The organism is Thioalkalivibrio nitratireducens DSM 14787, from assembly GCF_000321415.2.
Classification (GTDB): domain Bacteria; phylum Pseudomonadota; class Gammaproteobacteria; order Ectothiorhodospirales; family Ectothiorhodospiraceae; genus Thioalkalivibrio; species Thioalkalivibrio nitratireducens.
In genome coordinates this window covers 1,189,408-1,212,871 of sequence record NC_019902.2, presented here as the reverse complement: position 1 = coordinate 1,212,871, position 23,464 = coordinate 1,189,408, and the positions used below count along the sequence as shown (strand labels likewise).

At 66.3% G+C, this 23,464-nt stretch carries 23 protein-coding genes, 1 tRNA gene and 1 pseudogene; 11 read left to right on the top strand and 14 right to left on the bottom strand.

Features of this window, described 5'->3' with window-relative positions:
- Window positions 1–281 precede the first annotated feature (281 nt).
- The 3 genes from TVNIR_RS05900 to TVNIR_RS05890 are packed head-to-tail and all read right to left on the bottom strand — an operon-like array spanning window position 282 to window position 3,816.
- On the bottom strand, window positions 282–1,049 hold the full coding sequence (locus TVNIR_RS05900; protein ID WP_015258074.1) for a fumarate reductase iron-sulfur subunit: 768 nt from the start codon (window positions 1,047–1,049) through the stop codon (window positions 282–284).
- Window positions 1,046–3,025 (bottom strand): fumarate reductase flavoprotein subunit, encoded by a 1,980-nt coding sequence (locus tag TVNIR_RS05895; RefSeq protein ID WP_015258073.1) that lies wholly within the window; start codon window positions 3,023–3,025, stop codon window positions 1,046–1,048. The genes TVNIR_RS05900 and TVNIR_RS05895 overlap by 4 nt, the downstream gene beginning before the upstream one ends.
- Complete coding sequence (locus TVNIR_RS05890; RefSeq protein ID WP_043739442.1) at window positions 3,022–3,816, bottom strand: fumarate reductase cytochrome b subunit; 795 nt, start codon at window positions 3,814–3,816, stop codon at window positions 3,022–3,024. The genes TVNIR_RS05895 and TVNIR_RS05890 overlap by 4 nt, the downstream gene beginning before the upstream one ends.
- A 360-nt stretch (window positions 3,817–4,176) precedes the next feature.
- Here TVNIR_RS05890 and TVNIR_RS05885 point away from each other — a divergent pair, with 360 nt between their 5' ends.
- The 4 genes from TVNIR_RS05885 to TVNIR_RS05870 all read left to right on the top strand — a co-directional run bounded on the left by TVNIR_RS05885 (window position 4,177) and on the right by TVNIR_RS05870 (window position 7,057).
- Window positions 4,177–4,617 carry a hemerythrin domain-containing protein gene (locus TVNIR_RS05885; RefSeq protein ID WP_015258071.1) on the top strand — a complete coding sequence of 147 codons (441 nt, stop codon included), beginning with the start codon at window positions 4,177–4,179 and terminating at the stop codon, window positions 4,615–4,617.
- A 3-nt stretch (window positions 4,618–4,620) separates the two neighbouring features.
- Window positions 4,621–4,887: a DUF2249 domain-containing protein gene (locus TVNIR_RS05880; RefSeq protein ID WP_015258070.1), complete on the top strand. Its 267-nt coding sequence runs from the start codon at window positions 4,621–4,623 to the stop codon at window positions 4,885–4,887.
- Complete coding sequence (locus TVNIR_RS05875; protein WP_058933124.1) at window positions 4,862–6,232, top strand: hypothetical protein; 1,371 nt, start codon at window positions 4,862–4,864, stop codon at window positions 6,230–6,232. The genes TVNIR_RS05880 and TVNIR_RS05875 overlap by 26 nt, the downstream gene beginning before the upstream one ends.
- 156 nt (window positions 6,233–6,388) lie before the next feature.
- Window positions 6,389–7,057 (top strand): Crp/Fnr family transcriptional regulator, encoded by a 669-nt coding sequence (locus TVNIR_RS05870; protein ID WP_015258068.1) that lies wholly within the window; start codon window positions 6,389–6,391, stop codon window positions 7,055–7,057.
- A 45-nt stretch (window positions 7,058–7,102) separates the two neighbouring features.
- Here the strand turns inward: TVNIR_RS05870 and TVNIR_RS05865 are convergent, their stop codons facing one another.
- Window positions 7,103–8,122, bottom strand: a complete 1,020-nt coding sequence (locus TVNIR_RS05865) for a ribonuclease Z (RefSeq protein ID WP_015258067.1) — start codon at window positions 8,120–8,122, stop codon at window positions 7,103–7,105.
- A 30-nt stretch (window positions 8,123–8,152) separates the two neighbouring features.
- Window positions 8,153–9,178 (bottom strand): RNA 3'-terminal phosphate cyclase, encoded by a 1,026-nt coding sequence (rtcA, locus tag TVNIR_RS05860; RefSeq protein ID WP_043740274.1) that lies wholly within the window; start codon window positions 9,176–9,178, stop codon window positions 8,153–8,155.
- A 546-nt stretch (window positions 9,179–9,724) separates the two neighbouring features.
- Here rtcA and TVNIR_RS05850 point away from each other — a divergent pair.
- Together TVNIR_RS05850 and TVNIR_RS21005 are read left to right on the top strand one after the other, a co-directional pair.
- On the top strand, window positions 9,725–9,967 hold the full coding sequence (locus TVNIR_RS05850) for a hypothetical protein (protein ID WP_015258065.1): 243 nt from the start codon (window positions 9,725–9,727) through the stop codon (window positions 9,965–9,967).
- 79 nt (window positions 9,968–10,046) lie between these two features.
- Entirely contained in the window at window positions 10,047–10,169 is a 123-nt protein-coding gene (locus TVNIR_RS21005) for a hypothetical protein (RefSeq protein ID WP_015258064.1), read from the top strand.
- A 5-nt stretch (window positions 10,170–10,174) separates the two neighbouring features.
- Here TVNIR_RS21005 and TVNIR_RS05840 read toward each other — a convergent pair whose 3' ends face one another.
- Both TVNIR_RS05840 and TVNIR_RS05835 read right to left on the bottom strand, forming a co-directional pair.
- On the bottom strand, window positions 10,175–10,819 hold the full coding sequence (locus tag TVNIR_RS05840) for a UvrD-helicase domain-containing protein (protein ID WP_169794291.1): 645 nt from the start codon (window positions 10,817–10,819) through the stop codon (window positions 10,175–10,177).
- 123 nt (window positions 10,820–10,942) lie between these two features.
- The gene (locus tag TVNIR_RS05835; RefSeq protein ID WP_015258062.1) at window positions 10,943–12,130 is read right to left on the bottom strand and encodes a PD-(D/E)XK nuclease family protein; all 1,188 of its coding nucleotides are present in this window, start codon (window positions 12,128–12,130) and stop codon (window positions 10,943–10,945) included.
- Window positions 12,131–12,245: 115 nt separating this feature from the next.
- Here TVNIR_RS05835 and TVNIR_RS05830 point away from each other — a divergent pair, with 115 nt between their 5' ends.
- On the top strand, window positions 12,246–12,521 hold the full coding sequence (locus TVNIR_RS05830) for a hypothetical protein (protein ID WP_043739438.1): 276 nt from the start codon (window positions 12,246–12,248) through the stop codon (window positions 12,519–12,521).
- Between the two features lie 177 nt (window positions 12,522–12,698).
- Complete coding sequence (locus TVNIR_RS21235; RefSeq protein WP_418081349.1) at window positions 12,699–12,818, top strand: ATP-binding protein; 120 nt, start codon at window positions 12,699–12,701, stop codon at window positions 12,816–12,818.
- Between the two features lie 239 nt (window positions 12,819–13,057).
- Here the strand turns inward: TVNIR_RS21235 and TVNIR_RS05825 are convergent, their stop codons facing one another.
- Together TVNIR_RS05825 and TVNIR_RS05820 are read right to left on the bottom strand one after the other, a co-directional pair.
- The gene (locus TVNIR_RS05825; protein WP_015258061.1) at window positions 13,058–15,373 is read right to left on the bottom strand and encodes an IS4 family transposase; all 2,316 of its coding nucleotides are present in this window, start codon (window positions 15,371–15,373) and stop codon (window positions 13,058–13,060) included.
- A 368-nt stretch (window positions 15,374–15,741) separates the two neighbouring features.
- The gene (locus TVNIR_RS05820) at window positions 15,742–17,052 is read right to left on the bottom strand and encodes a type II toxin-antitoxin system HipA family toxin (RefSeq protein ID WP_058933122.1); all 1,311 of its coding nucleotides are present in this window, start codon (window positions 17,050–17,052) and stop codon (window positions 15,742–15,744) included.
- A 145-nt stretch (window positions 17,053–17,197) separates the two neighbouring features.
- Between TVNIR_RS05820 and TVNIR_RS21230 the strand changes: the two are divergent.
- Window positions 17,198–17,476, top strand: a pseudogene (locus tag TVNIR_RS21230) (tyrosine-type recombinase/integrase); the annotation flags it as partial.
- A gap of 118 nt (window positions 17,477–17,594) precedes the next feature.
- Window positions 17,595–17,891, top strand: a complete 297-nt coding sequence (locus TVNIR_RS20170) for a tyrosine-type recombinase/integrase (RefSeq protein WP_015258058.1) — start codon at window positions 17,595–17,597, stop codon at window positions 17,889–17,891.
- A gap of 62 nt (window positions 17,892–17,953) precedes the next feature.
- On the opposite strand, the gene TVNIR_RS05810 is transcribed toward TVNIR_RS20170, so the two are convergent.
- From TVNIR_RS05810 to phaE, 5 genes are all read right to left on the bottom strand, one after another.
- Window positions 17,954–18,044: transfer RNA gene (locus TVNIR_RS05810), tRNA-Ser, on the bottom strand.
- A 149-nt stretch (window positions 18,045–18,193) separates the two neighbouring features.
- Complete coding sequence (locus TVNIR_RS05805) at window positions 18,194–18,523, bottom strand: DUF1820 family protein (protein WP_015258057.1); 330 nt, start codon at window positions 18,521–18,523, stop codon at window positions 18,194–18,196.
- A 36-nt stretch (window positions 18,524–18,559) separates the two neighbouring features.
- The gene (gene purU, locus TVNIR_RS05800; RefSeq protein ID WP_015258056.1) at window positions 18,560–19,414 is read right to left on the bottom strand and encodes a formyltetrahydrofolate deformylase; all 855 of its coding nucleotides are present in this window, start codon (window positions 19,412–19,414) and stop codon (window positions 18,560–18,562) included.
- A gap of 275 nt (window positions 19,415–19,689) precedes the next feature.
- Window positions 19,690–20,757: a class III poly(R)-hydroxyalkanoic acid synthase subunit PhaC gene (locus TVNIR_RS05795; RefSeq protein ID WP_043739434.1), complete on the bottom strand. Its 1,068-nt coding sequence runs from the start codon at window positions 20,755–20,757 to the stop codon at window positions 19,690–19,692.
- A complete protein-coding gene (phaE, locus tag TVNIR_RS05790; protein ID WP_015258053.1) occupies window positions 20,757–21,977 on the bottom strand; it encodes a class III poly(R)-hydroxyalkanoic acid synthase subunit PhaE in 1,221 nt (406 codons plus the stop codon). Before phaE ends, TVNIR_RS05795 begins: the two co-directional genes overlap by 1 nt.
- A gap of 228 nt (window positions 21,978–22,205) precedes the next feature.
- Here phaE and TVNIR_RS05785 point away from each other — a divergent pair, with 228 nt between their 5' ends.
- Window positions 22,206–23,393 carry an acetyl-CoA C-acetyltransferase gene (locus TVNIR_RS05785; protein ID WP_015258052.1) on the top strand — a complete coding sequence of 396 codons (1,188 nt, stop codon included), beginning with the start codon at window positions 22,206–22,208 and terminating at the stop codon, window positions 23,391–23,393.
- Window positions 23,394–23,464 lie beyond the last annotated feature (71 nt).

The following is a 23,464-nucleotide window of genomic DNA, read 5'->3' as shown; positions in this document are numbered from 1 at the left end:
GAGCGCCGGGGCGATCCATAGGGCGTTGATTTGACGAAAAACCGTGGCCCCGGAAGAACACGGATACGACGGAAAATGAAACGTACTCAGAGTCTTTTCGTCGTGTTTCCGGGTTCATCCGTCGCCCGTTATCATGCTCTCGGGGCCTGACGCCCACGAGCATGAGAGTTGGCGGGAATCTCACGCGCTGCGCCCCCAAGCGGGGGAATCTTCGTCGTCCGGGAGGCCTGCGCCACGAAAGCTGGGCACGATGCGGGGCTGCGAGGTCACCGGTGCAAGGTTCAGGCGGGGAACACCGCTGCGCGGAGCATCTTGCGGCGCATGTAGGCGATCCGGGTCTGCAGGCCCAGGTTCTTCGGGCACACGTCCTCGCAGCCGAGCAGCGACATGCAGCCGAACACCCCGTCGTCGTCGCCGATCAATTCGTAGTACTCGGCATCGCTGCGCCCATCGCGCGGATCCAGCCGCAGGCGCGCGATCCGGTTCAGCCCCACCGCGCCGACGAAATCCTTGCGCATGCGTGCGGTACCGCAGGCGGCCAGGCAGCAGCCACACTCGATGCAGCGCTCGAGTTCGTAGATCTGCTCGGCGAGTTCCGGCTCCATCCGCTCCTCGAGCCGGCGCAGGTCCACATCCTCCTGCGCATGCACCCAGGCCTCGAGGCGCTCGGTCATCCGCCGCATCCACTTGCCGGTGTTCACCGACAGGTCGCCGATCAACTCGAAGAACGGCAGCGGCGCCAGCGTGATCCGTTCGCCGAGATTGCCGGTGAGCGTGCGGCAGGCCAGTCCCGGGCGGCCGTCGATCAGCATCGCGCAGCTGCCGCAGATGCCGGCCCGGCAGACGAAGTCGAACTGCAGCGACGGATCCTGGTGGTCGCGGATGTCGTTCAGCGCGACAAACAGCGTCATGTTCGGCGCCTCGTCGACCTCGAAAGTCTGCAGGTGCGGCCGGCTGTCCGGATCCTGCGGGTTGTACCGCAGGATCCGGAGCTGCAGCCGGCGCCCAGTGCCCTCCCCGTTCGGCGGGCTCCCCGCGTTCGTGCTCATCGCAGCCGCTCCGTCAGACGTTCGTTGCGCCCGCGGTATTTCTCGGGCAGCAGCGACTCGTATTCCATCAACGCCGACTGGCGCGCGAAGCGGTCGGCTTCCGGCATCGTGTCGAGGATCCGTTCGACCTCGGCCACGCGTGCCCCGGTATCGGGATGTTCGATGTGGTTGCGCGCGCCATAGCCGCGAAAGCCGGGCGGCAGTTCCATCGTCGTCACGTCGATCTCCTCGTAGCCGATCGTCGGCAGAGTGTCGTCTTCGGATGGCCAGGTCGCCAGCGTGCGCTTCAGCCAGTCGCGGTCGTTGCGCTGCGGGTAATCCTCCCGGAAGTGCGCGCCGCGGCTCTCGGTACGCAGGCTCGCCCCCTGGGCGACACAGAGTGCGACCTTCAGCATCTTCTGCACCCGGTAGGCGGCGACGAGTTCCGGGTTCGCACCCCGGACCCGCGAACGCACGCCGATGTTGCGGCTGCGCAGTAGCAGCTCCTGTAGTTCGCGGACCGCCCGTTCCAGTTCCTCGCCGGTGCGGAAAATGCCCACGCGGTCCATCATCACCTGCTCCATCCGGGTGCGCAGTTCGTTCGCGCTCTCGCTGCCGCCGCCGTGCAACAGTCGATCGAGCCGAGCCTGCTCGCGCTGCAGAAATTCGCGCACAAGTGCGACCGAAAGGCCGGCGCCGCCTTCGGTTTCACAGAAGTCGGCGACGAACTCGGACACGATCATTCCGGAAACGACGGTCTCGGCGACCGAGTTGCCGCCGAGCCGGTTGAAGCCGTGCATGTCCCAGCAGGCCGACTCGCCACAGGCGAACAGACCCTTCAGTCCCTGGCTCTGGCCGGTGTGGTCGGTGCGGATGCCGCCCATTGAGTAATGCTGAGTCGGGCGCACCGGAATCCACTGCTCGACCGGGTCGATGCCGAGGAAGTATTCGCAGATATCCTTGACCTCGCGCAGGTTCTTCTCGATGTGCGCGCGGCCGAGGTTGGTGATGTCCAGCCACAGGTGCTCGCCGTAGCGCGACGGCACGCCCTTGCCCTTGCGCATGTGCTCGGTCATGCGCCGCGACACCACGTCGCGCGAGGCGAGTTCCTTCTTCTCCGGCTCGTAGTCGGGCATGAAGCGGTGGCCGTCGACGTCGCGCAGCACACCGCCGTCGCCCCGGCAGCCCTCGGTCGTCAGAATGCCGGCGGTGATGATCGCGGTCGGGTGGAACTGCACCGCCTCCATGTTGCCGAGCGGCGCCACGCCCGTCTCCAACGCCAGCGCGACGCCGGTGCCCTCGCAGATGATCGCGTTGGTGGATACCCGGTAGATGCGCCCGTAGCCGCCGCTCGCGATCACCGTGGCGGTCGCGACGTAGGCCGTCAGTTCGCCGGTGATCAGGTCGCGCACCACCGCGCCGTGGCAGCGGCCCGCGTCGTGGATCAGCGCCAGCGCCTCCTGGCGCTCGAGCACTGGGATCCCGTGCGCGATGGTCTGGTCACCGAGCGCGTACAGCATCGTGTGGCCGGTGCCGTCGGCGGTATAGCAGGTGCGCCATTTCTTGGTGCCGCCGAAATCGCGCGCGGTGATCAGCCCGTGCGCCTCGTTCGACTCGGTGATCGTGATCCTTTCCGCATTGACCACCGATTCGCGGCTGCCGCGCGCGACCCGGTTCCAGGGCACACCCCAGGCCGCCAGTTCCCGGATCGCCTTCGGCGCGGTGTTCACGAACATGCGCACCACGCGCTGGTCCGCGCCCCAGTCCGAACCGCGGACGGTATCCTCGAAGTGCACGTCTTCGTTGTCGCCGGCGCCCATGGCGCTGCTGCCGAGGCTGGCCTGCATCCCGCCCTGCGCCGCTGCCGAGTGCGAGCGCTTGGCGGGAACCAGGCTCAGCACCAGCACGTCCCGCCCGCGCCGGCGCACGCCGACCGCGGTGCGCAGGCCGGCGAGACCGCCGCCGATCACCAGTACGTCGGTGTACACGACCTTCATGGCAGTACCTCCCGGGATCCGTGGGCAGCCGGCAGGTCGCGCTGCCAGGTGGGTACGTAGCGCTCACCGGGTTCGCGCTCGTCGAGGCCGATCCGGATGTAGGTGCTCAGAGAAGCGAGACCGAGCAGGATGAAGAACACGATGAAGCCGCGCGTCGCCCACTTCAGCCGCCGCCGCCCGAGACCCGGATCACGCGCGGGGAGCCACCCCCATTTAACGCCGACGCGGTACATGCCGACCGCCGCGTGCACGACGGCGGTGATCAGCAACAGCAGGTACAGCGGCCACATCCACTCGCCGACCACCCGGTCCGACGAGGCGTACGGGCCGATGTTCGCGGGTTGCGACAGCATCGTGTAGAGGTGCACCGACACCAGGAAGAACAGCACGAACCCGGTGTAGACCTGCACCCACCAGAGCGTCGTGTCCTCGTGACGCATCACCTTGATGTGGTCGCGCAGCACGCGGTACTGCCGGTAGCTGTTCGGGAACTTGCGCACCGCGAGCACCGCGTGCAGCAGCACGATCGCGAGGATGAAGGCCGAGAACAGCGTGATGATGATCGGGTAGGTGTCACCGAGGAAGTAGTAACCCTCGAAGAAGATCGTGACCCGGTACATCGCGTCCTTGCCGAGCAGGATCGAGGCCTCCGCGAACAGGTGCACCCACAAGAACAGCGCCAGGAACAGCCCTGATGCACTCTGCATGAAATCCATCCACGCCGGCCAGCGTCCCGTTTCGCGCCGACCGGTGAGGGCCGCCCCGATCGACAGTTCACCCGTCTTGCCCATTCCACCACCTGCCTTTTCGGTTGAATGCGAAGCGACGGGCACCGACAGCCACCCGACCCGGACATGCTAGGCCGGAAAGCCTACATAAGCATTGATCCATATCACTGGCTGTTCCGTCCCTTCGGGTCGCAGGACGCCAGGATCCGGTCCCAGCACACCGCTCGCATGCGTCCAGAGCATCACCGATCCCAGCATCGGCTGGGACGACTCGGTGACCTTGCTGGAACAACTCGTGCAGGCTGTCCGCGAGCGCCGCAGGGCGGCCCCTGCCGGGCCGGAACCCGCAGGCTCTTGACCCGGGTCAAGTGCAGTTGACTCGGTTCCTGCTACGGTCGGCTTCGCCGCCTCAGGGAGCACCCGATGATTGGAATCCAGGCCTTTCTTACCGACGACCACCGTTCCTGCGACCGGGCGTACACGGAGATGGAGAGCGCACTCGCTACCGGCAACCGCGACGGGGCACGTTCCGCCTGCGATCGGTTCATCGCCGACATGAAACGCCATTTCCAGCGCGAGGAAGCGGTGCTGTTCCCCCGCTTCGAAACGGTGACCGGAATGCGCGACGGACCCACCCGCGCAATGAAGATGGAGCACGACCAGATGCGCGGCCTCATGGACGAACTCGCGCAGGCCGTCGCGAACGGTGATCACCGGTCCGGCCTCGGGACGGCCGAGACCCTGCTGATGATGATCCAACAGCACAACCTGAAGGAAGAGCAGGTGCTGTATCCGATGGCCGGGCGCGCACTCGACAACGAGTCGGCGGAACTCATCGAGCGGATGACCGGCATGGGAACCTGATCCGTGGAGATCCGCCTCGATGTTCGCGACCTGCCGCCTCCGGAGCCGATGCAGCAGGTGCTGGACCGGCTCCCCGAACTTGCACCGGGCGACCTGCTGCGCATGCTGCACCGTCGCGATCCCTATCCGCTCTATCCGATCCTGAAGGACATGGGCTTCGCCCACACGGTGCGCCATAGGCTGGAGGTGCCGTTCGAGATCCTGATCTGGCGAGCCGATGGACCGGTCCCAGACGCGGTCCGGAATGAACAGCCCGGCGCTGGCTCTTGAAGCCACGCCTCCCCTGTGGGTGCCGGTGCAGTTCCTGGTCACGGCGCCGCTGTTCGGGGTGGCGTTCGCGGTAACACTGGCATGGCTGGGCCCGGAAAACCTGCAGTCACGCTGGATGCCCGGGTTGCTCGGCCCGGTACACCTGCTCGTGATCGGCTACGTCGCGACCGCCATGCTCGGGGCGCTCCAGCAGCTTCTGCCGGTGCTGCTCGGCACCCCACCGGCGCAGACCCGCACCGGCGGCCTGCTGATCCTCGCGCTGCTGGCCGCCGGTACCGCTGCACTCGCCGCAGGACTTGCCGGAACGGAACCCCTGCTTGTCCGGTCGGGCTCCGCGCTGCTGCCCGCCGCGGTGATCGGATTCATGGCAATGACGCTGCCGGGCCTCGTGCGCTCCGGAGTGCGCGACGCGGCTGCGCTCACGGTCACGCTGGCGCTGTTGGCGCTGGGCATCGCGACCCTGCTCGGCTTGTGGATCGCGGCAGGGCACATGGGTTTCGGGCTCGGGCTGCCCCGCCACCTGACCGACGTGCACCTCGCCTGGGGGCTGTTCGGCTGGATCGCCCTGCTGGTTGCCGCAGTGGCCGTGCACGTGGTACCGATGTTCCAGATCACGCCGCCGTATCCGCGTGCCTTCGTTCACGTCCAGGCGCCGGCGCTGTTCATGTTGCTGGCCTCTTACACGATCCTGCGGATCGCGTCCGCGGGCGCACCGCCGGCCCTTCCCGAGCGGATGCTCGAGGCCGGGATCGCGGCATGGACCGCGGCATTCGCGTTGCTGACGCTTCGCGTTCTTGCCCAACGCCGGCGCAGGCTGCCGGACGTGACGCTGGATTTCTGGCGTCTGGCGATGGGTGCACTGCTGGGTGCCACCGTCCTCTGGGGCACAGCGCAAGCCGTACCGGGACTGGTGTCCCAGCCGGCTCTCGGACTGGCGCTGGGGTGGCTGTTCCTGTCCGGATTCGCGGTCTCGGTGGTGAACGGCATGCTGTACAAGATCGTGCCCTTCCTGGTCTGGCTTCACCTGAACCGGGTGCAAGTGCGCACGGGCATGCGCGGGGTGCGCATTCCCAACCTCCACGACGCCATCCCGGCCTTGCTGCAGCGTACACAGTTCCTGACACACGCCGTGGCAGTCACTGCCGGTCTCGCCACGTTCTGGCTGCCCTGGATGTTCTACCCGGCCCTGTTCGCCTTCGGCGGTTCCAGCCTGCTGCTGTGGCTGAACCTGGTGTATGCCCTGACGCGCTACAGGCACGCACTGAACGCGATCGAACGGGCGGGTGCGCACCCCACCCGGATGCCCACGACCCAACGCGGCGGTCCCGACACTGCCGGGCCGTGACCTGCCGGATGTTCGACCGACGACCTTGGGCACCCCTTCCGTCGTTTGCTAGCTTCGGGGTTTTGGAACCGGTACCGTTAAGCCTCCGGACCGCATCCAGCCTTGTCCCGCAAAGCCGCCGCCATCACGGTCCGAACACCGCCGAAGGAGAGGCCGATGTCCGCCGAAGACCCGCTTCAACAGGTGCACCTGTTCGAACCTTTGGACGATGCACAACTGGCCCGGATGCGCGAATCGATGCGCGAATTCCACCTTGCACCGGGGGACACACTGTTTACGCAGGGCGACCCCGCGCGCTACTTCTTCTTGATCTGCGTCGGCTCGGTAAAACTGTTTCTGCTGTCCCGCGAGGGCGAGGAGAAGGTGATCGACGTGCTGCACGCGGGTGCGATGTTCGCCGAGGCGGTGATGTTCATGGAGCACCAGAGCTACCCGGTCAGCGCAGGCGCCCTAAGCGAGACCCGGCTGCTGGCGTTCGACAACGAGGCGTTCCTGGGGCTATTGCGGGAATCCCCGGAGCTAACCCTGCAACTGCTGGGGACGATGAGCCGGCGCCTGCACCAGATGGTGCGGGAGATCGACGAACTGAGCCTGCACAACGCGAACTACCGGTTCATCACCTACCTCCTGCAACAGGAACGCACCGGCCCCGATCGGGTCGACCTGAACGTTCCCAAGCAGGTCATCGCGTCGCGCCTGTCGATGAAGCCCGAAACGCTGTCGCGGACCCTGTCGAAGCTCCGCGAAAAGGGGCTGATCCGGGTCGAGGGGGATACCATCACTTTCCTCGACGAGCCGGGAATGCGCCGCCTGCTGGAACGCTGATCTCTGCGGCGAAACCATCGTGGCCACGCGCCCCGTGTCGTCGCGTCAAGCCTTTCCGCCGGCGAATGCGGTCATCGCCTGTTCCTCGATCAGAGCCTCCTGCCCGGTATGCCGGGACGAGAAGTGAAACGGGATCAGCCGTTTCACCCCCGCCTCGCGCGCCAGTCGCCCGGCCTGCCCGGCCGTCAGGTGGCCGGTCGTCGCCGCACGTGTGGCGGCCTCGTTCAGAAACGGGGCCTCGACATAGAACCGGTCGGCGTAACGGGCGAGCTGCACGATCGCGCGCCGGTTGGCATCATGAAAAACGGCGTCGACCACATAGGCGATCGTCTGTCCCGGCACCTCGCGCAGCACCTCGCGGCGCAACAGGCCCAACGGCTCTATCCGCTGGTGCTCCCCGTGACGGTCACGCCAGCGGATCGTCAACGCCGTGTCGTCTGCGTCGCCCCGGCGTACTCGCCGCTTCAGTTCGGTGAGCCATGGGCCGGTCGGCAGCCCCAGTTCGTCCAGCCGGTTCTTCCAGACGTTCAGGTGCGCCTTTTCCTCCAGCGCGAACGCCAGCGAGACGATCCCGTTATGATCCAGTGGCACAGCCCGTACCCGGAAGTCGTCCTCGTCGAGCAGTACGCCGTCCGAGGCCGTTGCGGGAGGCATTTCCTCACGGGCGAATGCGCGGGAAGACCGGAACCGGGCCCGGCGCAGCTCGCCGTCCGGCCACCGTTCGACCGCCTCGATCACGAGTTCCACCGCAAAGTTGTGCACCAGGTTCCAGGTGTAGCCGAGCAGCCGGTGCGCGACCCGGTCCAGGAAGTCCGGCGGCCCGAAAAGCCGCAGTCGCTTCGAACGCCCCAGCATCAGCCGCAGCATCGTGTCGAAGCCGATGAAATGGTCCATGTGCGTGTGCGATACGAACACATCGGTGACGCGCAGCACCTGGCGCGGCGACAACGCCACGATCTCGCCGAGGTCGAACAGCAGCGCACGGCGCTGAAACAGGAAGTCGACGTAGAGCACCGGATCACCGGTGGTGCCGTTGACCAGGTGGGTCTGGAACTGGGGTTTCATGAGCGTTGCCGTTCTCCAGCCGAATACCGCTCAGGGACAGACCCGAACGGTCCCCGGCTCACCGAGCCGGCCGTCGACCTCGATCCGGACCGGCAGCAGCCGCGGGATCAGCTCCGCCTGCGTCAGCAGGTGCCGGGTCACCTCGGCGGTCCGCACCGCCGAAGGCTGCGAAGCCAGAGCCAGCGGCAGCAGCAACTGATCCGCGGCCCATGGGTCCACTGCACCATCGGTCGCCAGGAACCGCCGCAGCCCTTCCACGGCCTCATCGGCAACCCGCTCGGCCCGCTTGCCACGTGCGCCGAGCGCAAAGAAGCAGGCCTGAGACCGTTCGAACTCCGCCAACAGCACCAGCACCGTGCCCGGCGACTGCGCAGGCAGCCGCTGCGCCTCGATCTCGACCGGGCAGCGCTGGGCCCGGAGTCCGCCGAGCGCCCGCACGCGCTGGCGCTCGGCGATCTCGTCCGGAAGCAGCGCCACCGCGGACAGTCCGCGGATCCGAACCAGAGGCCCGCGGTCCAGCCAGTGCGCCGCAACGACCCGGGCACCGCCGCCGATCTGAGCGTGCAACACGCCACCTCCGGGCGGATAGAACCCGGCCATCGGCATCTCGAGAGCAAACGGCACACCGATGCGCGTCATCAGCACCCGCCAATGCCAGTCCAGGTAATGGTAACAGGGGCTGAACGGCACATGAGTACCGCCGGTCACGGTGATGCGCGAGGCCTTTTCAGCAACCGCGAGCGGAAGCAGCACGGTCTGCAGCACCAGGCTGGCAGCACCCGCGGTACCGATATCGAAACGGTACTCTCCGGGGATGATTGGGCCGGGTTCGAACCGGAGCTCTACCGATCCCACGCGCACGCCCTCCATACGGGCGCCGCTGATCTGGCCTACGGCGTGCACCGCCATGCGATGCTGAAAGGCCAGCCCCGGTCGGTCGCGCCGCGCGCGAATACGAACCAGGTGAATCCCCTTGCCGGTCAGGACCGACAGCGACAGCGCAGTGCGCAGCACCTGCCCACCGCCCTCCCCCATCGTACCGTCGATCCTGATCATGCCGTCAGCCAGCGGCCAGCGCACCTCTCGCGCCGCGCCTCATTCCTGGCACCCTGTTCAATAGTCGACACCAATCCTGCCCTCGTTTCGCCTTGCACACCACCAGACCCCCAGCCGCCAACCTGATTATCACGGATGCTCCGCAAGCTGGAACGGCCGGCTCGTAACCAGCGTCATCACGAGGAGCGAAGCCTTTAGCCGCGAGCGCAGCGTGGCGGGACGTGGCGATCCACACGGCGTCAGTCCTCCCCACGCCGCCTGGATTATTCGCTGCGCTCACCCTGCGGGCCAGCGCCGCGGCGACCCGCCACCATCGGCGTAATAACGCCTTGAGCGGAGGCGTGCGCCACTGCCCGGCCTGCTCGGCGTTACCGAGGAATACCGGGGTATCGAAACGAACGGTGAACCGGTGCTCCTGCATCATCGTCTGCTCTCCTGCCGACGAGTCTTGTCCAATTCGAGGTCCCTCGTCTCCCGCCGCAAGCTTGCGGTCGCAGAACACGCTCGCCGGGTTGCCTTCCGCTCCGATGGGCGTAGCATCATCCCATGTCCTCGCATCCGATGACCGAGAACTTTCGGAACGACGCACTCACCAAGCGCCCTTATCTGCGCCTGGAATGGCGCCTGGCTGCATTGGCTCACCCGGTGCGCCGCGAAGTTCAGCCGGAAGACGGACGGATCCGACAGTGGATCTACGTGGAGGACCTGGGCAAATATCTGCGCGTGGTCACTCTGGCCGACGGCATCACGCCCCACAACGCATTTCCGGACAGGAGATTCGAACCATGAAACTTTCCTACGATACTGTGACGGGTTCGCTCTATATCCACCTCTCTGAGCGCACGTCGACGGATTCCGATTCGGCGTCGTGCTGGACTACGCGGATGACGGCGTGCTCGTGGGCATCGATGTGCAACACGCCAGCCAGCGTGCGGATATCCGGACCCTGACCGTGCTGCACCTACCGATGGCGGAAATTCACGCCGCATGAACCCGCTACAAGTAGACCACTTCATGGCGGGTCTTCTGCGTGGCGTCCCCCTCGGCGGACAGGCTCCGAAGCGACTCCGTCACAGCTTGCAGCAGATCCTGGTCGGGGGTGCCGGCCTCGGGCGCGGGAAAGTGGCCGAGCAGACCCGCGATGCTGCGTTCCGCGTGCACGGCCAGTTCGCCAGGCGCGAGACCGTTGGCACGGGCCAGTTCGGCCAAATCCCGCACCGTCTCGCGCCAGTCGTCCTGACCCAGGCGCCATCCCAGCCGGTTCAGTGCCCGGATCTGTGCCGGGCCGGCCACCTGGTCGAGCGCCTGCGCGAACAGCACGGGGGCGTCGGTTTCGTCCATCACCTGCACCCGAGGTGACAGCCCGGCCTCGAACGCATAGCGCGACAGCAGTTCCCCACACACGCTGTTGACGGTGCCGATCCGGCCCTGGGCGATGCACATCGCGTCGCGGTGGCGCCCCTCGGCGTGCAAACGCTGGCGTACCCGTTGCACCAGGTCGCCTGCAGCCTTGCGGGTGAAGGTGGTCGCGATCACGCCCCCCGGCCGCACCCGGCCCTGCGTAAGCAGTTCGCCCAGCAGTTCGGTCAGCCGGTGGGTCTTGCCGCTTCCCGCCCCGGCGCTGATGAAGCGGATGTTCATCTGCATTCCCCCCTGCGGCGGGTTCCCCGGGTGGACCGGTCCACCCGCGGCCACCGGGAAGAGAAGCCCCAGGAGTGGCCCCGGTACCGGCGGCAATGGACGGCCTTGATCCGCATCGTGCGCTCAGCTCCCTTCTGGCCAGCCCGTCAGGGCCCGGTAAATGTCGAGCCGGTCTGGCTCGGAAGCGACCGGAAGTCCATCCACCGGCGGTACGCCCTCGTCGTCGGGCTCGGTACCGGGCGCATTGACCTCGATCCGGCCCGCGTCGAGTTGCCCCCGACGCCAGTGCCAGGTTTTCTCGAATGCCGCCCACAGGGCCGGGCTGCCCGCGGTACCGGGCGCATCGCAGATCACCGCGTCGGGGAAACGGCGGGCGCTCTGGGCAAGCAGCCGTGCCTCGTTCAGTACGAAGTAGCCCTCGTCGGGCCACCGGCCGCTGACCTGTTGGCGAAGCTGTGCATAGATCGCGAGTTGCAGCTGCCGGTCGCCGCGGAGTTCCTCGCAGCGCGCCTTGGCACGACTCCACTTCAGGTCCACGACTGCCTCGTGCCCATTGGCATCCACCGCCAGCAGATCGATCCTGCCGGTAAAACGGCCGCCACTGAAGCTCCCTAGCACCGATTCCCCTATACGCACGCTTGTGGCCGAACTGCTGTGCAGGTGTTGCAGCAGGGTCCACAGCGCTCGTTCGGCGACCCAGCGCAGTTCCTCCGCCTCGCGTTGCCTGCCGGGCAGATGCAGGTTTGCGCCCTCCCGCTCCAGCAATTCCGGCAAGCGGCGGTCGATCCACCGGCGCACGGCGGTGCGGTCGGCGCCCCGCCAATCGAGATCCGGTGCCCCGAACAGCCATTCGACCAGGCGGTGGAGCAACACGCCCTTCTGGCGATTACCCAGCACCGGGTCCGCGAGACGGCCGGGGTACAGCGCTGCGACGTGTTCCAGCACCCACTGATGCGGATGGTTTAAGAAGGCCTGCAGGCTCGAGTACGACTCGACCTCGCGGACAGCAATGCCGGGCCGGCCGGCAAGCGACCACCACCGCCGGGGCACCGGCAGGGGCCGATAATCGATGGCCTCGGTCGGCACCGGGAGCCAGGGGTGCGGCGTCCCATCCTCGAGCAGACGGTCGACGTCCACCGTGGTCAGGCCGCTCTCGCCCAGTACGGCCCGGATCCGATCGGCAAGGGGATGGTCGGCCACCGGTTCATCACCGCGGCGGCGTGGTGTCACGCACAGCAACTGGCGCCCCGCGGCCAGAACCGGCAGAAGCCAGGTCTCGGCGTCGTGTTCGAGGCGCCGGTCGACTGGCATCAGTTCGGCCCCTTCGGCCCTGAGCTGATCGATCTCGGCCCGGAGGTTCGTGGTTGCAGAAGTCCCACCAGACGACCCGAGGCGCCGGGTCCACGGCCGCACCCGAAGCCGAATCGTGACGCGGGACTTCGAGCCATGTTCTCACCGCCTCCTCGATGGGCATGGCCGCGCGCCCGTCGCCGCCCGCCCGAACCACCGCGTCGCGGCGAAAACGCTCGAGTGCATCGAGCCACGCCTGGCCACCGATGCCCGGTCGCTCGGCCACGGCAACGGAGTGCGGGCGACGCAGAATTGCCGGCACGGGGCTGACAGGATGGGTCAGAAACTCGAGCAGACAGGCGGGATCGAGCGGGTGCCAGAGCAGGGCCAGCGCCAGGTGGAGGACCTGTGAAGCCGGCCGCCAAGGCGACCGTTTGGACTCACCGGTGGAAGGCAGGGCGATCTGCCGAAGGGCAAGATCAAGCGCCCCGGACTGGCCACCGGCTAGGACCGAGGTCGATCCCGGAGCCCAACCAGGCCCACCGGTCATGCCTCCAGCCAAAGCACGGGACAGGGTCATGTCGCCGCCATCGACCGGCTAATCCATCACGCCCACGTCATCGAACTCAGCGGCGAGAGCTACCGGAAGAAGACCCACAAGCGAGACACTGACGAAGATCATCCATCACCGACCGGCCAAAGTAATTGACGCCGACCGGCCAGAATAATTGACGTCAGACAAGCCCTCCAGGTGCATTCCGAACAGAATCTTCATCGTACGCAGCGTCTCGCGGCAGGTGCATACCGCCAGCCTCGGGAGGCCGCTGGATCAGAGAGTGATCCTTGGGCGGCGACATCCTTGGGCGGCGACATCCTTGGCCGCATTTCCCGATGGCTTGCCCTGCCCTTTACCCACAAGTTGCGCAGACCAATGGTTGCAGGGCAGTGTCATCCGATTTCATCTCGTAAAGCGTAGGCGAAGGACATGGTGGTGAGTTTGGCGTAGCCGTGCCACATCAGTTGGTGTCCGGGCGGTGGATCGTGATTGCGGTTGGTGTAGCCGCCCAGGATGGCGACTTCGCGAACCGCTTCCTGGAGACTGGTGGGGCGGGGTCGGCGCCGGGACTGGGCGTAGTCACCGAGCACCCGCAGTTCGACGTCCGAGAACAGCAGCTCCGGCGGCAGTTCCGGGGCCTCGCGGCCCAGCAGGGTCATCAGCATCACCCGCCAGGCGATGACCAGCCGGATCGCGATGGCGCGTTCCAGGCGCTCGACGCTGTGGTGGCCGAGCTCGTCGATCTTGCAACCCGATTTCAGCACCCGGTGCCAGTCCTCGATGCGCCAGCGCAGGCGGTACCAGCGCAGAATCTCGGCGGCCTGTTCGGCCGAGGTGACGGTCAGTGTGGTGAGCACGAACCACTCGAGCGGCTTTTCCCCTTTCGGCGGATCCCGTTCCAGCGCATGCACCACGGTCAGTTCCAGCGTCACGGGCGGATCGGCACCGGCGGGTGTGCCACGGAGCGTGACCGGGGTGTAGCGCAGTTCCAGTTCCGCGGTCCGTGCCGCCCGACCCAGGCGGGCGGGGCGCTTGCTGGTCTTGGTGCGCAGGCTCTGCCCGTCGACCTGGAGTTCGACCGACCCGCGGCTCGCCGTCGCCCGAGCGACGTCGAACAGGCGCCGCCCGTCGGCGAGCCGGCGGTTGTGCTGGGCACGGACCACCAGTTCCACCTCGGGATGGCGCTGCTGCTCGGCATAGAGCTCGAACGCATCCGCCTCCCGATCGGCGACACTGACCACCCGGGTGTTGGGGAGGGTCGCCGCCAGTGCGGCTGTATCGCGCAGACCGGCGATCCAGCGAAAGCTCTTTTTCTCTTCCTGCGACGGTTCCTCGTCGCCCCGCAGCTGCGGCGCCTCGAACTGCGCCTTGAGCACGCCCAGCGGCAGCCCGTCGGCGTTGACCGCAAGCGTCGAGTGCAGATGCAGTCCCAGACTCTCGGCACCGGTCTGGTTACGGCCAATGACGCCGATGCCGCGCGTCTGCGGGCGGGTGGTGAAGTTCAGATCGGTGCCATCCTGCAGGCACAGCACCGTCGCCTGCGCCTGCATCCGGCGCTGCGTGCGCGCGCGATGTGGCGCCAGGATGTGCTCCGCAGTGACCTCGGAATCGGCCGGCTGGTCGATCAGCCGGTAGTAGCCCTTCACCGCCGCCCAGTCGTCGCGGGCCACCGCGGTAAAGGCGCGCAGCGGATCCTCCCCCTGGCGCCGGGCGCTGTCCACCAGCCGTTTCGTCAATCGCTGGTCCCCCAAGGGCGCACCCCCGAACTCGTGTTCAGCCCACTGCTGCGCATCCAGACCCTCGGCGGGTTCCAGCGGTGTGTCGCCCCGTGCCGGTGCCGGACCCACCCCCAAGCGTGCGCGCCAATCGGGTTCGAGTTCATAGAGATAGATCGCCTTGCGGGTCTCGGCCGCGGCGTGGCCCCGGTCCTGGCGCCCCCGCCCGCCGGTCTCGCCCACAAAACGCCAGTTCGACGCCCGCAGGCTGACCCCGGTGTGCGGAGGCTCGATGAAGGTCTCCACCAGCCAGGGACGATACCCATGGCAGGCCTCGAAGTCAGCCCCCAGCCGCCGCAACGCCCGACCCAGCGTCCACGACGCGAGGTTCCGGCAGGAAACGCCCGGACGCAACAGGAACCGGTTCAGTCCCACCACACGGTGTCGGTGGCGTTCCCGCAGCGCCGGATCCCAGCCGATCCAGGCATCGCGTGCGGCCAACTGCAACGCCGACGCCGCAAACCCCAGCGCCCCCAGCCAGCCCTGCGCCGAACCCACCAGATACCGCAGCTGCGCGCCCACCAGCGGCCCCATGCCGCGCGGGTGCTCGCGCGCCATCAGCTCATTCCAGAGCGCCCGGTGCTCGGCCGTGTCCACCCGTACCAGCGCCAGGCCCTCCAGCTCGGTGACCTCGCGGCCCACTCCCTGGGGTGCCGGCACCGCCACCCCCAGGCGCCGGCCCTGGCCCCCGCGCCCCGGGCTGCTGCACGCAGGCGGCAGCGTAATCCGGCCCGCGCGCTCCAGCGCCCGCAGCGCCTTCAAGCAGCCCGCCCGCTGCGGCCGCCCACGCGCATCGAAGAAGCCCCAGGTGGTACAGATCTGATCCGCCAGCGCGGTGCGGTGCAGTTCCGGCGCTTCCCGGATCAGCGCCTGCACCCGAGCCAGGTTCGCCGGCGCGCTCAACGTGCGCTTGATCTGGCTCTGCTCCCACATGCCCGGCACGGTACCCGGCCGGCAGGCGTTTGTCCAGCACTAGATGTGGGTATAGGGCAGGGCTTGCCTGCACTGTGTTTCATGCGATGGATGGTAGGCCATGCCCCGCCGCAGGCAGTGGGCCGCAAGCTTGCGGTTGACCTCCTGCGCCACGATTGTTGTGACGTGGCCTGAGGGGTAGTCTTGCGGTGCCGCGCCATAGCATGACTGATGGGCCGACCTGCGCACGCAAGAAGCCGGCCCGGCCGCGTCGCGGCGCACGCGCGAGCACGGGCGCAACGCGAGCCATCCCGGGGCTTATCGACCGGTACCGTATACCATCGACGCAGCCGCGAGCTTTTCGTTCGACAATCACACGAAATGATGGGCTAGCCGATAAGCCTGCCCCGGTCCCCTATGCCTTCCAGGATCCGGGCGAACGTTGTTTCCGGCGCGCCTTTTTCAACGGCCAGCTTGTTAATCTCTTCAAGCGCCGGACCAATACGGCCTGCCAATGACGAAAACATCTCGTCCATATCCGTCCTGTTCAGTCCCACCACTTGCGCGGTCTGGTAAAAGTGTCTCGGCAATATCTCTTTCACGCGGTAATGGCGATTATCGCCGATCGCCATTGCGAGCTTTATCTTGTGCTCAGAAAGGTTTTTATATGGCGCAGCCGACATTACGTCATACAAAGGTGTCATCTTGTAGCCGCCGGGCGTCAGAAAGATCGAGAAGTTTTTGGCATGCCCGTCGATGGCAGCCAAAAGCCAGAACACGATTTGCGCCTTCATGAAGTGAAGACGATCTGCATGAGGCGAAACGGCCCCGTTCAGAAAATCAAGCACATCCGTAATGCCCGGACCACCATCGCTCTGGTATTTGCGGGTTGGCGGCACACCCAACGCCTGACAGGTATCTTCTTGCGGCAACCGATACAAGACATCCTTCTGCCAGCGCCGGTCAAATCGCTCAACGACGAGGACCGGCTCATCATCGAAGGTAAGCACTTCCGCCATTGCCGCGTCCAGCCCCAGGGCCCGGCAAATCGCAAGGCACAGCCATTCATTCCACCGCGTGTCGGAAAAATCCGCGCCGTTCGGTCCTTCTTTCAAGGCCGGCTTGAATATGTGCGATGTCGGCGTTGGCCCAAGGGGAAGATGCCACATCCCGCCGATATTGAGAAAAGCGGCCTTCTCCTGCACACCCGCGATGGAAATACGGAACTCCGGGTCATCGGCCTCCATGCCAAGAGGCGCGACGCCGAGCGCAGCAATGCGCGCCGCGATTTCCTCGTCGCTGATCGGCCTTGAGGACATCCTGGTCGGGTCGCCGGGATCGAGACCCTCGGGGACAAAACGCAACGCACCGACACAGTCCCGCCCGATGACGGCAAGCAGGTCGAACGTGCCTGCGCTCTCGGCCTGCTCGCGCGCTGCGATCGTGTTTCGGATTGCCGGATCGTCCGGTAACAACCCCTCAAAGAAGCTGTTTACGTTGGAACCCGACCACAGGCGGTCGGACAACGGCAGCGAGACAGAGACCGGAAAAGCGCGCTCGGAAGCGAGCCAGGCCGGATCATAGCGAAACGATGTCGAGCCATCAGCGGCCCGGCTGTAGAGCCCGACTTTGCTGGACCCCACATAGACATCCAATGTCAATATATCTCCCATAGCGTATAAATTATAATTGTACGCCATACCGGATACGGCGACGAGGAACAGGCAAGGAGAGCTGACGAAGGTCCGTGGCACCGTATGGCCATGGAAACCGCATCCGCGACCCTCTGCGAGCGATCCAGCGGCTGACAGGCCCCTCTCGGCACCTGGCCAGGAGGATGACGCCATGCCGGTGAACTGGGTCACCATCGCCAAGACGGCTGCCGAGACCGGCTACACGGAAGACGCCATCCGCACCAAGATTCGCGATGCGGTATGGGTCGAGGGAAGAGTCTGGACCAAGGCCCCCGATGGCCGCATTCTCATTTCAACGGCCATTTTCGAAGCCGCCAAGGGCCAGGAACGCAACTTCATCCAGTTCGCCTTCTGGACCGGCCTGCGGATTTCCGAGCTGTGCGCGCTCGACTGGGGCGATGTGGCCTGGGTGAACAAGCGCATCTTCGTGCAGCGCGCTCTCACCCAGCACAGCAAGGAACCGGAGACCCCGAAGACCGCCGGAACGCTACGTCAAGCTGCTACCAACTGCCCTGGAAGCGCTCAAGGCGCAGAAGGCCTTCACCTTCATGGAAGGCAACGAGATCTTCCGCAATCCCCGCACCGGCAAACGCTGGACGGGCGACATGGTTATCCGTCAGCGGATGTGGAAGCGAGTCCTGCTCCGCGCTGGCGTGCGCTATCGCTATCCCTACCAGATGCGCCACACCTACGCCTCGATGATGCTACAGGCCGGGGAATCGGTGATGTCGGTTGCCCAACAGATGGGCCACACCGACTGGACCTTCACCGCCCGTACCTACAGCCGCTGGGTTTCAATCGATGCGCTGGAGGCCGGGAGCCTGGCGGCTCAGAAGTGGGGCTGAGAAAAGCGGACCAAGCCCACCCCAAAAATGGTCACTCAGAGAACTCTAAGCCATTGATTATATGGCGGAGAGGGAGGGATTCGAACCCTCGATACGGGGTTACCGTATACACACTTTCCAGGCGTGCGCCTTCAACCACTCGGCCACCTCTCCGGTTTTCGCGAACGGCGCGGTTGCCCCCGCGCCGGACGAAGGTGCGAAGGGTAAACCAGCGGGGGCCAAACCGCAATTCGGCACGGTACGCGCGTCATGCTGCGGCAGTCTCCGGCACGGTACGCTGGGCGGACAGCGCCGCCCGGTCGCTATTGGCCGCGACCGGGCGGCAACATGCCGGGAAACATGTGAACGTTGCCGCCGGATCCCATGTCGCGGATGCGCGCGCTGCCGACCTCCGCCACCTCGTCGATGCGGATGATCGCGTGCAGGGGCACGTGGAAGCGCTCGACACCCTCGAACTCGTGGCGCAGCCTCTCCTCGCTGGGGTCGACGACTACCTGCGAGTGCTCGCCGAACAGGAGCCCCTCGACGGTCACGAAGCCGTAGAGACGATCCTGGAAGACGTCGCGAGCGAAGACCTCGTAGACCTTGCCCTGGTTGATGAAGGTGACACGGAAACGGTTTGTCTCAGCCATGCCCCCATCATGCGGCCGCCACCAATGATTGCAAGCTCAGTCGAACACGATGGTCTTGTTGCCGTGCGTCAGCACCCGCCCTTCGAGGTGATAGCGCAGCCCCCGCGCCAGCACCCAGCGCTCGACATCGCGGCCCTTGCGCACCAGGTCGGCCACCTGATCGTCGTGGCGGATGCGCACCACGTCCTGTTCGATGATCGGACCCGCGTCGAGGTCCTCGGTCACGTAGTGGCAGGTCGCCCCTATCAGTTTCACGCCGCGCGCGAAGGCCTGGTGGTACGGGCGGGCGCCGACGAACGACGGCAGGAAGCTGTGGTGGATGTTGATCACCCGCTGCTCAAATTCGGTGCACAGCGTGGGGGGAAGGATCTGCATGTAGCGGGCGAGCACGACGGTCTCGGCCTCTAGCGCGCGCAGCCGTTGCTGCAGTCGCAGGAACGCCTCGTCCCGCGTCTCCGCAGTGACCGGGATGTGCTCGAATGGGATGCCGTAGCAGGCCGCGATCTCCTCCAACAGGCGGTGGTTGGACACGATCGCGGGGATTTCCATGGGAAGTTCGCCGGACTTCCAGCGTGCGAGCACGTCGGTCAGGCAGTGCGGCTCCTTGCTGACCATGATCACGACACGCGGGCGGGCATCCGCGCGCGTCAGCGACCACTGCATGTTCAACTCACCGGCCAGCGCTTCGAAACGATGGGCTAGGTCCGCGTCGCCGCCCTGCGGCAGCGAGAACACCCAGCGCATGAAAAACCAGCGTGCCTCGGTGTCCGTGTGCTGGGCGGCCTCGGTGATCCACCCCTGGGCATCGGCGATAAGCCGTGCCACCCGGGCGACGATGCCCATCTGATCCGGGCAGGAGACGGTCAGGCGGAACTCGGTACGTTCGGTCATCGGGGGCTCGCAGTGGCCGGGGAGACTGCATAGTGTAGTGCGCTGCACGCACCCGCTTGTAGTCCCAAGCTCGTGCGGCACCGGATGCCGAGCCTATCGCCGGTCACGGCCGGTGACTGCCGCCGTGCGAATCCCCGCGGCCTGCGATTCAGCAACCGGAAAGGCGTACGAGCGCGGCGTCATGCCCGGTGGCACCCGGCATGCAGCGCCGGCGGGACAACCCCGGACGCCGGAACGGCGGCTGACGGCCTTTTCCGCTCTACCCTGCTGGCATCTCAGCTGCGCTCATCGATCCAGCGGCCGATCGACGGCGGCACCTCTTTCTGGGCCCGCCCGCTGACGTAGATGCCGATGTGCCCGCCCTTGAACGAGATCTCAGTGTAGTCGCGCGTACCCACGAGACCCTTCAGCGCTCGCGAGGCATCGGGCGGCACCAGGTGATCCTCGGTCGCGTAGATGTTCAGCACCGGCATGGTCACGTCCTTCAGCTTCACCTCGTGCGGCCCGATGCGCAGGCCACCGGTCACCAGCTTGTTCTGCTGGTAGAAGTCCTTCAGGAACTGCCGGTACGCCTCCCCCGCCTGGTCGGGGCTGTCGAAGATCCACTTCTCCATGCGCAGGAAGTTCGCGACCTGGTCCGGGTTGTCCAGTAGATCCACCATGTCGAGATATTTCTGGCCGAGCAGCCGGTAGGGCTTCAGGTTCAGGAAGGTCCAGTTCAGCATCTCGCCGGGGATGTTTCCCAGCGTGTCGACGATCAGGTCGACGTCCACGTGGCGCACCCAGTTGGACAGCATGTTGTCCGGGGTCTGGAAGTCGACCGGGGTCACCATGGTCACCAGGTTCGCGACCTTGTCCGGGTGGGTCGCGGCATAGCAGAGGCTGAACGTTCCCCCCTGGCAGATGCCCAGCACGTTGATCGCATCCACGCGGTGCCGCTTGCGGATCACGTCCACACAGCGGTCCAGATAGCCGTTGATATAGTCGTCGAGCGTCAGGTAGCGGTCCGCGCGTCCGGGATAGCCCCAGTCGACCAGGTAAACATCCATGCCTGCGTCCAGAAGGCCGCTCACGGTGGAGCGGTTCTCCTGGAGGTCGGCCATGTACGGGCGGTTCACCAGCGCGTAGACGATCAGTAGGGGAACCGGGTTCTGGACCACGCTCGCGGGTGCCTGGAACCGGTAGAGGACCATCTTGTCCTCTTCGTAGATCACCTCCCGGGGTGTCACGCCGGTGGTGATCTCGCCGGCGTCCATCAGATTCTGGACACCATGCGTGAGCTTGCGCTGGAAGCTGGTCAGTTCCTCGAGTGCCTCGTCGGGGCGAATCTGGATCGGGGTCATCACGGGCTTTTCCTCCGGGTCGCTCCGGTCTTGCGGGTCGTGGCGGTTTTCGGGGTGGCGGACGTCCGGCGGCTCCTGGGCTTCGGGGTTTCAACGGGCGCGTCGCCCTCCGGCTCGGGTACGGCTGTCGCGCCGCCGGTCGCCGGTGCCGCGGGCGCCTGTGCTGCAAGGCTGGTACGGAGTCCCGCGATTTCGTTGCGCAGGCGCTCGACCTCGGCACCCACTCCCTTCAGGTCATCGAGTTCCGTTCGCATGTCCTCGGCCTGGCAGCGCAGCGTCTGGTAGGCGGCGCGGGTATCGTGCAGGCGCCGCTGCAGCGTTGCGATCTCGGAGGCCGTCGGGACGCTCATCGCCTCCAGCCATTCGTCCACCAGCCGTGCGCCCTGCTGCTTTACCGCCATCAGCGCATTCACCATCCGGCCATAGCGTTTGGCGTAGTCTTCCGAGCTTGCATACTCGGCGTACGCCTCCTCGCAGGCATCGACCCAGATATTGAAGACATCGCGGACGGAATTGATCGGAGTACCCTCCTGGGCCGCAGACTCCATCCGGCGGCGGAAAGCGTCCAGCGATCGGGAACCCAGGTTCGCGAATCCGGCCTGGTACTCGCCCATCGCCTTCTCGTAATTGAGCAGCAGGCGCGCGAGCCGCTGGTACTGTTCCTGCGACTCGCGCCCGTAGCCGATCGCCGGTGCGGACAGGAAACCTTCCAGCTGCGCCCGGAGATCCGTCGCCTTGCCGGTCTCGAAGGCCTTCATGAAATCGCCCGGGAACGGCATTCCTCCCGACAATGTGCGCGACCAGGTATCGAACGGAAGATCCCAGAACGCGATACCCTTGCGGCCACCCTCGCGCGCGATCTGGGCGAACGGGTTAAGCCCCTGCCCCCCCTGGCTGAAGGCCTCGCTCATCATGCGCGTCCAGTTCTCGATCATCTCCGGGAGGTCGGTCGCGGGCCCGCCCTTGCAAAGACCCTCGACCATCGAGAAATACCCCTTGCCGACATTCACCATGTGCTCGAGCAGCTCGTTCGCCGGTTTCGGGGTGGCCGGGGCAACGGCCTTCCACCATTGTTCCATCGCGGTGGCCCATGGAGGGGTTGTCCCCTCGGGTGTCGGAGTGGCCGTTTCGAGCCCACGCCGGGTCATGTCCATCCAGGCGTCCCAGTAGCGCCTTTGCGCCTCCAGCCACTGGTCGGGAGTCGAATCGGAATCAGCCATCGTCAGTCTCCTGGTCGTTGCCGCGCCCTGCGGGCGCGCAGCCTGGCTTGGATAGTAGAACCTACCGGGAATAGTAGCACGGAATTTGTGCACTGCACCATTATAGGGGCAGGCTGAACACACTGGGGAACGCAGGAACGGCGTGCAATAATCGAATTTTTCCATCCCGACAACCCGGCAGCCAACTGAACCCGCTCCGCAGAACGTTACTCGAAGGAAACCCGAGAGATGAATGAAGAGATCGTGATCGTCGGCGCCGCGCGCACGGCCGTTGGAACGTTGCTCGGCTCCCTGGGCGACATCCCGGCGAGCCAGCTGGGCGCGAAGGTGATCCGCGCCTTGCTTGAACGCGCGAGTGTGAAGCCCGAGCAGGTCGACGAGGTCATTCTGGGCCAGGTCCTCACCGGCGCCGCCGGTATGAACCCCGCGCGCCAGGCGTCACTCGCAGCCGGGATCCCCTATACCACGCCTGCGATGACCATCAACATGGTGTGCGGCTCGGGTCTCAGGGCCGTGCACCTCGCGTCGCAGGCGGTACGCTGTGGCGATGCCGGCATCGTGGTGGCCGGGGGCCAGGAAAGCATGAGCCTGGCACCCCATGCCCTGCCCAAGTCCCGCTCGGGGCTGAAGATGGGCGAATGGCCGATGAAGGACACGATGATCCTCGATGGTCTTTGGTGTGCGATCACCGACGGCCACATGGGCAACACGGCCGAGAACATCGCCCGCGAATACGGCCTCAGCCGCGAGGAGCAGGATGCGTTCGCAGCCGAATCGCAGCAGCGGGCCGAGGCGGCGATCCGCGACGGCGCGTTCCGCGACGAGATCGTCCCGATCGAGATCCCGCAGCGCAAGGGCGACCCGATCGTGTTCGACACCGACGAGTTCCCCCGCCCGGGCACCACCGCGGAGACACTGGCCAAGCTGCGCCCCGCGTTTCACAAGGAAGGCTCGGTAACGGCCGGCAACGCCTCCGGCATCAACGACGGAGCAGCGGCCGTGATCGTAACCACCGCATCCCGGGCCGCGGAGCTCGGCCTGAAGCCGATGGCGCGCATCGTGTCTTTCGCCTCCGCCGGGGTCGACCCCGCGGTGATGGGCACGGGTCCGATCCCGGCCACGCGGACCTGCCTCGAAAAGGCCGGCTGGACCCATAACGACCTCGAACTCGTCGAGGCCAACGAAGCGTTCGCGGCCCAGGCAATCTCCGTGAACAAGACGCTTGGCTGGGACCTGTCCAAGGTGAACGTCAGCGGTGGCGCGATCGCGCTCGGTCACCCGATCGGCGCCTCGGGTGCCCGGATCCTGGTTACGCTGCTGCACGGGATGCAGCGGCGCAACGCCCGGCGCGGTCTGGCGACGCTATGCATCGGCGGCGGCCAGGGCGTGGCAATGGCGGTCGAGCGCGTGGGCTGAACGCGCGCCGAGTCCCGGGGGGCCGACTAGGGAGAGCCGACCCGCCGGAGCCGGCACCCGCCCCTGCCATC

Bases quoted from the DNA above. Each gene is read 5' to 3' on its own strand.
- TVNIR_RS05900 (WP_015258074.1), bottom strand. From the start codon at position 1,049: ATGAGCACGAACGCGGGGAGCCCGCCGAACGGGGAGGGCACTGGGCGC.
- TVNIR_RS05895 (WP_015258073.1), bottom strand. From the start codon at position 3,025: ATGAAGGTCGTGTACACCGACGTACTGGTGATCGGCGGCGGTCTCGCC.
- TVNIR_RS05890 (WP_043739442.1), bottom strand. From the start codon at position 3,816: ATGGGCAAGACGGGTGAACTGTCGATCGGGGCGGCCCTCACCGGTCGG.
- TVNIR_RS05885 (WP_015258071.1), top strand. From the start codon at position 4,177: ATGATTGGAATCCAGGCCTTTCTTACCGACGACCACCGTTCCTGCGAC.
- TVNIR_RS05875 (WP_058933124.1), top strand. From the start codon at position 4,862: ATGAACAGCCCGGCGCTGGCTCTTGAAGCCACGCCTCCCCTGTGGGTG.
- TVNIR_RS05870 (WP_015258068.1), top strand. From the start codon at position 6,389: ATGTCCGCCGAAGACCCGCTTCAACAGGTGCACCTGTTCGAACCTTTG.
- TVNIR_RS05865 (WP_015258067.1), bottom strand. From the start codon at position 8,122: ATGAAACCCCAGTTCCAGACCCACCTGGTCAACGGCACCACCGGTGAT.
- rtcA (WP_043740274.1), bottom strand. From the start codon at position 9,178: ATGATCAGGATCGACGGTACGATGGGGGAGGGCGGTGGGCAGGTGCTG.
- TVNIR_RS05850 (WP_015258065.1), top strand. From the start codon at position 9,725: ATGTCCTCGCATCCGATGACCGAGAACTTTCGGAACGACGCACTCACC.
- TVNIR_RS05840 (WP_169794291.1), bottom strand. From the start codon at position 10,819: ATGAACATCCGCTTCATCAGCGCCGGGGCGGGAAGCGGCAAGACCCAC.
- TVNIR_RS05835 (WP_015258062.1), bottom strand. From the start codon at position 12,130: ATGCCAGTCGACCGGCGCCTCGAACACGACGCCGAGACCTGGCTTCTG.
- TVNIR_RS05825 (WP_015258061.1), bottom strand. From the start codon at position 15,373: ATGTGGGAGCAGAGCCAGATCAAGCGCACGTTGAGCGCGCCGGCGAAC.
- TVNIR_RS05820 (WP_058933122.1), bottom strand. From the start codon at position 17,052: ATGGCGTACAATTATAATTTATACGCTATGGGAGATATATTGACATTG.
- TVNIR_RS20170 (WP_015258058.1), top strand. From the start codon at position 17,595: ATGGAAGGCAACGAGATCTTCCGCAATCCCCGCACCGGCAAACGCTGG.
- TVNIR_RS05805 (WP_015258057.1), bottom strand. From the start codon at position 18,523: ATGGCTGAGACAAACCGTTTCCGTGTCACCTTCATCAACCAGGGCAAG.
- purU (WP_015258056.1), bottom strand. From the start codon at position 19,414: ATGACCGAACGTACCGAGTTCCGCCTGACCGTCTCCTGCCCGGATCAG.
- TVNIR_RS05795 (WP_043739434.1), bottom strand. From the start codon at position 20,757: ATGACCCCGATCCAGATTCGCCCCGACGAGGCACTCGAGGAACTGACC.
- phaE (WP_015258053.1), bottom strand. From the start codon at position 21,977: ATGGCTGATTCCGATTCGACTCCCGACCAGTGGCTGGAGGCGCAAAGG.
- TVNIR_RS05785 (WP_015258052.1), top strand. From the start codon at position 22,206: ATGAATGAAGAGATCGTGATCGTCGGCGCCGCGCGCACGGCCGTTGGA.